The organism is Pseudomonas sp. PB120 (assembly GCF_009761815.1).
Classification (GTDB): domain Bacteria; phylum Pseudomonadota; class Gammaproteobacteria; order Pseudomonadales; family Pseudomonadaceae; genus Aquipseudomonas.
In genome coordinates this window covers 1-5,937 of record NZ_RWIN01000005.1, presented here as the reverse complement: position 1 = coordinate 5,937, position 5,937 = coordinate 1, and the positions used below count along the sequence as shown (strand labels likewise).

Below are 5,937 nucleotides of genomic sequence, written 5' to 3'. Positions count from 1 at the left end.
GATGGCGGTGGGTCAGTCAACATCAATGTCGACTGACCCACCGCCATCGCGAGCAGGCTCGCTCCTACACTTAGTCGGTGTCGGTCAGTAGAATGGGGCTTGATCAGTTCGTCAGGCGTTTCTGGAAGAAGTAGCGCTTGTGCCCCGGCGGGTAGTCAGCGATCTGCCCCAGTTCGCTGTACCCGAGCTTCTGGTAAAACCCGGGCGCCTGGAAGTCGAAGGTGTCCAGCCAGATCCCGATGCATCCCTTCTCCCGCGCCTGCGCTTCGGCCATCTGCATCAGCTTCGAACCGATGCCCTGGCCCCGGGCCTGCTCCGGCACCGACAGCAATTCGACATACAACCATTGATAAAAAAACCGGCCGTACAGTCCGCCGAGAATATCATCGTTGTCGTCGCGGACCAGCAAGGCAATCGGCTCGGCGACAGAGGCACCGGCCTTCGACGCGTTATAGGCGCGCAACGGCAAAACCAGCGCGTGCCGCTCTTCGTCCGTGGGGTTTTGCGACTGTTCGATTCGCAGGGTCATCAGCTCAATCCTTATGGCTATGAGGGGGAAACGCCCCCAAGCCTAACGTGCGTGGCGAAAAATGTTCCAGCCCATTTGCGCGGAACCGGCGCTCGCACGCAGGTGTCTAGCCTTTACAGCGTCATTCCAGAACGCCGCCGATGAGGGCCACATTCCTTGAACATTTTCGAAGCTCTGCGAGAAAGCCATGACCGCCAACGCACCTACGCCGATGCGCTGGTCCAGACCAGCGGTGACACCCCGGAAAGGGTCGAGGCCTACAAGCAGTTGAAGTCCGAACTGCAGGCCCACGAAACCGCTGAAGAACGGTTTTTCTACATCCCGTTGATGGAATTCGATAACGGCGTCGACCTCAGCCGTCATGCGATTTCCGAACACCATGAAATGGACGAAATGATGGAAGAGCTGGACGAGACCGAGATGTCCAGTCCGTCCTGGCTGGCGACGGCCAAAAAACTGGCGGAAAAGGTGCACCACCACCTGAAGGAGGAAGAGCAGAAGTTCTTCCAGATGGCCGGAAAACTGCTCGACGACAAGCAAAAAGAGACGCTCGCGGGTCAGTACGTGAAGGAATACAAGGCTCAGCTTCCTTGAGCGGTTTTTTCGCTTATGATTCGGGCCTTCTGACGAAATAAGGATGCGGTGTCATGGCGAACACAGCCGATCGGGTCAACATCATCGATTCCCAGGTGTTGTCCCACGACTGGTACCTGCTCAAGAAAATCACGTTCGACTACCAACGCAACAATGGCGAATGGCAGCGTCAGACCAGGGAGGTCTACGATCGTGGCAATGGCGCGGCCATTTTGCTGTTCAACCGGGCACAGAAAACCGTGGTGCTGACCCGTCAGTTCCGCTTGCCGGTGTTCGTCAATGGCCATGACGGTTTGTTGATCGAAGTCGCGGCGGGGCTGCTCGAAGGCGCGGCGCCTGAAGAGCGCATTCGCGATGAAGCCGAGGAAGAGACCGGTTACCGCGTGCACCATGTGCAGAAGGTGTTCGAGGCCTACATGAGCCCGGGCTCGGTAACGGAAAAGCTGCACTTTTTCATCGCGGAATACGACGCGGCTTTAAAGGTCAGCGAAGGGGGCGGGCTCGAGGCTGAGACCGAAGAACTGGAGGTGCTGGAGTGGACCTTCGACGAAGCGCTGGGAGCGTTTTATCGCGGGGAAATCTGCGACGCGAAGACCATTATGCTGCTGCAGTATGCAGCGATGAAAAACATTTTCGCGACCTGAACCCCGCAGCGACCAGATTCCCTGTGGCGAGCGAGCTTGCTCGCGCTGGGCTGCGAAGCGGCCCCCAAAAACCTTTGAAATTCGAAGAATTGCCAGTGCTGCGCACTGGAGCGGGAGCAAGCTCCCTCGCCACAGGGGACCGGTTAGTCTGGAAATAAATCACCGGTCTTGCCGACGCCCGACCACTCGCCACCTTCCAGCGTCAGCAACAACTCCTTCGCCTCCAGCCCCCCGGCAAACCCGGTCAACTTCCCCGACGCACCAATCACCCGATGACACGGCGCAACAATCGAAATCGGATTCCTGCCATTCGCAGCGCCTACCGCCCGAACTGCGGTGGGGTTGCCGATCTGCCGGGCAATCTCGCTGTAACTGCGGGTCTCGCCAAACGGAATCGTCAACAGAGCCGCCCAGACCTTCTTCTGAAAATCGGTACCGGAAAACTCCAGGTCCAGCTCGAAACAATCACGCGTTCCGGCGAAGTACTCCTGCAACTGCTGCGCGGCACGCACGAGGATCGGATTGTCGGGATCTTCGGTCATCGGCCCCAGTCGCACCCGGTTCGGTTTGTCGTTTTCCCAGAGGATGGCCGCCAGTCGCGCGCCGTTCGCCACCAGCTTCAGCTCGCCCACCGGTGAGCAGAGGACGGTGTAGGTAAAAGGCATGCCGGCGAACTCCGCAGAAGGGCTGAATGAGGCCAGCATACTGCCTCGACGGGGAGGCGCAATACGCAATCCCGACCATACTGCGTACTGCTCTTGATGCGTTTTCCTACTTAAAAAGAAGAAGAGACCGACTCATGAAGTACGAAATTTTTGCCAAATCGCTGATTGCGACCTCATTGGCGCTCAGCTGCCTCAGCACCTACGCGGCCTCCGTGGCACCGGTCGCCGCCGAAAACGGCATGGTAGTCACGGCCCAGCACCTGGCCAGCCATGTGGGCGTCGATGTCCTGAAAAACGGTGGCAACGCCGTCGATGCCGCTGTCGCGGTGGGTTATGCGCTGGCGGTGGTGTACCCCGCGGCGGGCAACCTGGGGGGTGGTGGTTTCATGACCATCCAGCTGGCCGACGGGCGTAAAACCTTCCTCGACTTCCGCGAAAAAGCGCCGCTGGCCGCCACCGCAAACATGTATCTGGACAAGGAGGGCAATGTCGTTCCGGATCTGAGCACGCGCGGTCACCTGGCCGTCGGTGTGCCGGGCACTGTGTCCGGCATGGAACTGGCGTTGTCAAAATACGGCACCAAGCCGCGCAAGGAAGTGATCGCCCCGGCCATCAAGCTCGCCGAAGACGGGTTTGAGCTGGAGCAAGGCGATGTCGATTTGCTGGACTACGCCACCGACGTATTCAAGAAGGACATCAAGGATTCCGGCGCGATCTTCCTGAGCAACGGCGAGCCGATGCAGGTCGGGCAGAAACTGGTGCAGAAAGACCTCGGCAAGACCCTGCGGGAAATCTCCGAGAAGGGTGCAGACGGCTTCTATAAAGGCTGGGTCGCCGACGCCATCGTCACCTCCAGCCAGGCCAACAAGGGCATCATCACCCAGGCTGACCTCGACAAATACAAAACCCGCGAACTGGCGCCGATCGAGTGCGATTATCGCGGTTACCACGTGGTCTCGGCCCCACCGCCAAGCTCCGGCGGGGTGGTGATCTGCGAGATCATGAACATCCTCGATGGCTACCCGATGAAGGACCTGGGCTACCACTCGGCCCAAGGCATGCACTACCAGATCGAAGCCATGCGCCACGCCTACGTGGACCGCAACAGCTACCTCGGCGACCCGGATTTCGTGAAAAATCCGATTGCCCATCTGCTCGACAAAAACTATGCGACCAAGTTGCGCGCAGCCATTCAGCCGCAAAAGGCCGCTGTTTCCAAGGACCTCAAGCCTGGCGTAGCACCGCATGAAGGCAGCAACACCACCCATTACTCCATCGTCGACAAATGGGGCAACGCGGTGTCGGTGACCTACACCCTGAACGACTGGTTCGGCGCCGGGGTCATGGCCAGCAAAACCGGGGTCATCCTCAACGATGAAATGGACGACTTCACTTCGAAAATCGGCGTGCCGAACATGTACGGCCTGGTGCAGGGCGAGGCCAATGCCATCGCGCCCGGCAAGGCGCCGCTGTCTTCCATGAGCCCGACCATCGTCACCAAGGATGGCAAGGTTGTGATGGTCGTCGGCACCCCGGGCGGCAGTCGCATCATCACCGCCACCTTGCTGACCATGCTCAACGTGATCGACTACGGGATGAACATCCAGGAAGCGGTCGATGCCCCGCGTTTCCACCAGCAGTGGTTGCCGGAAGAAACCAACCTGGAGACCTTCACCACCAGCCCGGACACGGTGAAGATCCTCGAAAGCTGGGGCCACAAATTCACCGGCCCGCAGGACGCCAACCATGTGGCGGCGATTCTCGTCGGGGCACCTTCGCTGGACGGTAAACCGGTGGGCAAGAACCGCTTCTATGGGGCGAACGATCCGCGTCGCAATACCGGGTTGTCACTGGGTTACTGACACCCTGAACGTGTAGCAGCTGCCGAGGCACGAGGCTGCGTTGCGTGTCCGCAGGACCGCCCATTGGGGGGTCGCTGCGCAGCCCGACGCAGCCTCGTACCTCGGCAGGTGCTACAGTTTTAAAGGCGAAATCGGTTTCTGATTTACCGATCATTCAAGGACGGAACCATGACTACCGCACTGCTGATCATCGATGTCCAACGTGCATTGTGTACCGGCGAGTACGAATGCTTTGAGATCAACCGCGTTATCGAGAATATCAATGGCTTGAGTGCCAGGGCCCGGGATGCTGGGGTTCCGGTTATCTTCATTCAGCATGAGGAGGGGGATCTGCTGCAACACGGGTCTAAAGGCTGGCAATTGGCGGATGGGCTGGAAACCTCGCCTGAGGATCTGCGCGTACGCAAAACCGCCCCGGACGCGTTCTACCAGACCTCCCTGCGCCAGGTGCTGCAAAAGCAGGAGGTCGAACGGCTGGTCATTTGTGGCCTGCAAACCGACTACTGCGTCAATGCCACCGTGCGTCAGGCGTTGTCACTGGGCTACGACGTGGTGCTGGCCCGCGATGCACATTCGACGGTGGATAACGGCAACATCACCGCCGAAGACATCATCAGCGAGCACAACAAGGATCTGGCGCACTTGACCGGTTCCGTGGCGCGAATCGACGTGATACCCGCCAAAGAAATCCGCTTCTGAAATCCCTCAAGTGGCAAACAGCAAACCCCTTTTCGTTTTTTCAGCCAGCGGTACCACCACCCCCTCCAGCACCAGCCGGGTGATGGTGGCCGCCGCTTGCTGATAGTCCGCATCTCCCGGTGTCTTCCGACCCGTGATATGCGCCATCTGCCAGCCAAGGTTGGTGTAGGTGCGAGTCGCCGACCAGATGAACACCATCAAATGTTCAGGGTCCACCGGCGCCAACATCCCCCGATCGACCCAGCTGCGCAAACATTCAACATTGCGTTGGGCCTCTGCATATAACAAATCGCGGCATTCCTCGGGCAATTGCCTGGCTCCGAGCAACAACTCGCCACTGAACACCTTGGCGATGTGTGGGTGTTCCCGGGCGATGCGAATCCGGGCGGCGATGTACGCCTGCAATCCTGTCACCGGATCGTCGCTCTCGCGCAGCGCGGCGGACGCTTGCAGCAATGGTTCGACAAAACCGAGCAGCACCTTGGCGTAGAGGCTTTCCTTGCTCTGGAAGTAGTAGTAAAGATTCGCCTTTGGCACCCCCGCGCGTACCGCGATGTCCCGTGTCTGGGTGGCATCGAACCCTCTGGCGGCGAACTCTTCACTGGCTGCGGCGAGAATCAGGTGCTGATTGTGCTGACGAATACGGCTCATGGGGATGTCTTGGGGATTTGAGTTGCGCAATATACAAAACTATATAGCGTGTAGGCCAGTCATGAGGTGTCCGCTGGTCGTTCGTATGGTGACGCCGGTGTGGGGGGCATATCCGTTTTAGCCGTAACGGCCGATATTGGTTTCGCCCTTACGGCGAGTTACTTGGAGAAGCGCCAAGTAACCAAGCGCTCTTGCCCCTTTCGTTCGGTGCCTCGCTAAGGCTCGGCATGCCCTCGCTCCGGTCCTGCTCCGTGGGCCCGCCGCCATCGGCCATCCATGGCCGGGGGCGGCGG

At 59.3% G+C, this 5,937-nt stretch carries 7 protein-coding genes; 4 read left to right on the top strand and 3 right to left on the bottom strand.

The window, feature by feature from the left end:
• Positions 1–103 precede the first annotated feature (103 nt).
• Positions 104–529 (bottom strand): GNAT family N-acetyltransferase, encoded by a 426-nt coding sequence (locus EJA72_RS00545; protein WP_157709614.1) that lies wholly within the window; start codon positions 527–529, stop codon positions 104–106.
• Between the two features lie 156 nt (positions 530–685).
• Between EJA72_RS00545 and EJA72_RS00540 the strand changes: the two genes are divergently transcribed.
• Together EJA72_RS00540 and EJA72_RS00535 are read left to right on the top strand one after the other, a co-directional pair.
• Positions 686–1,123 carry a hemerythrin domain-containing protein gene (locus EJA72_RS00540; RefSeq protein WP_157709613.1) on the top strand — a complete coding sequence of 146 codons (438 nt, stop codon included), beginning with the start codon at positions 686–688 and terminating at the stop codon, positions 1,121–1,123.
• A gap of 53 nt (positions 1,124–1,176) precedes the next feature.
• Positions 1,177–1,767, top strand: coding sequence for an NUDIX domain-containing protein (locus EJA72_RS00535; protein ID WP_157709612.1), 591 nt, complete (start codon positions 1,177–1,179; stop codon positions 1,765–1,767).
• Between the two features lie 143 nt (positions 1,768–1,910).
• On the opposite strand, the gene EJA72_RS00530 is transcribed toward EJA72_RS00535, so the two are convergent.
• Positions 1,911–2,432, bottom strand: coding sequence for a methylated-DNA--[protein]-cysteine S-methyltransferase (locus EJA72_RS00530; protein WP_157709615.1), 522 nt, complete (start codon positions 2,430–2,432; stop codon positions 1,911–1,913).
• 134 nt (positions 2,433–2,566) lie between these two features.
• Here EJA72_RS00530 and ggt point away from each other — a divergent pair, with 134 nt between their 5' ends.
• Together ggt and EJA72_RS00520 are read left to right on the top strand one after the other, a co-directional pair.
• Positions 2,567–4,294, top strand: coding sequence for a gamma-glutamyltransferase (ggt, locus tag EJA72_RS00525; RefSeq protein ID WP_157709611.1), 1,728 nt, complete (start codon positions 2,567–2,569; stop codon positions 4,292–4,294).
• 168 nt (positions 4,295–4,462) lie between these two features.
• Positions 4,463–4,993 (top strand): cysteine hydrolase family protein, encoded by a 531-nt coding sequence (locus tag EJA72_RS00520; protein ID WP_157709610.1) that lies wholly within the window; start codon positions 4,463–4,465, stop codon positions 4,991–4,993.
• 6 nt (positions 4,994–4,999) lie between these two features.
• Here EJA72_RS00520 and EJA72_RS00515 read toward each other — a convergent pair whose 3' ends face one another.
• Complete coding sequence (locus EJA72_RS00515) at positions 5,000–5,644, bottom strand: TetR/AcrR family transcriptional regulator (protein ID WP_157709609.1); 645 nt, start codon at positions 5,642–5,644, stop codon at positions 5,000–5,002.
• Between the last annotated feature and the right edge of the window lie 293 nt (positions 5,645–5,937).